This window comes from Methanobrevibacter curvatus, assembly GCF_001639295.1.
Lineage (GTDB): Archaea > Methanobacteriota > Methanobacteria > Methanobacteriales > Methanobacteriaceae > Methanoflexus > Methanoflexus curvatus.
Map to the genome: position 1 here is coordinate 1 of NZ_LWMV01000130.1, position 658 is coordinate 658.

Annotated in this window: 1 protein-coding gene; it reads right to left on the bottom strand. The window is 31.8% G+C overall.

Features of this window, described 5'->3' with window-relative positions:
- Window positions 1-658, bottom strand: a 658-nt coding sequence (locus tag MBCUR_RS03300; protein WP_157077636.1) for a DUF11 domain-containing protein, incomplete at both ends; no start/stop codon positions are given.

A 658-nucleotide genomic window follows, 5' to 3' on the forward strand; every position in this document is an offset into this window, starting at 1 on the left:
GTTGTTTTCAGTAACATTAGTAACATTTGCAATATTCACAATACTGCCAGTACCATTTAAACGGACAAGAATATCCAAAACAATACTCTCACCATTAGCCAAAGTGTTAATATCCCAAACACCAGTAGTAACATCATAACTAGTTCCACGAGGACTAGTACTATTAATATAAATCAATCGACTATCCAAAACATCAGTAATAACCAAACCAGTCGCATTATCAGGACCATAGTTAGTTACATTAATAGTGTATAAAACAAATATGCCATTTAAGACAGATCCAGATACATTAGAGGTTTTAACAACACTAAGATTTACAGTAGTGACAACAGTAATATTAGTTTCATTATCAGGATTACTACTATTATTACCAGTATTATTTTCAGTAACATTGGTAACATTTGCAATATTCACAATATTACCAGTACCATTTAAACGGACAAGAATATCCAAAGCAATACTCTCACCATTAGCTAAGTTACCAATATTCCAAACACCAGTACTTGCAACATAACTTGTAAATCTTGGAGATGTACTGTTAATGTATATTAATCTACTATCCAAAACATCAGTAATAACCAAACCAGTCGCATTATCAGGACCAAAATTAGTCACATTAATAGTGTACAAGATGTAAGCACCATTTAAGACATTACCA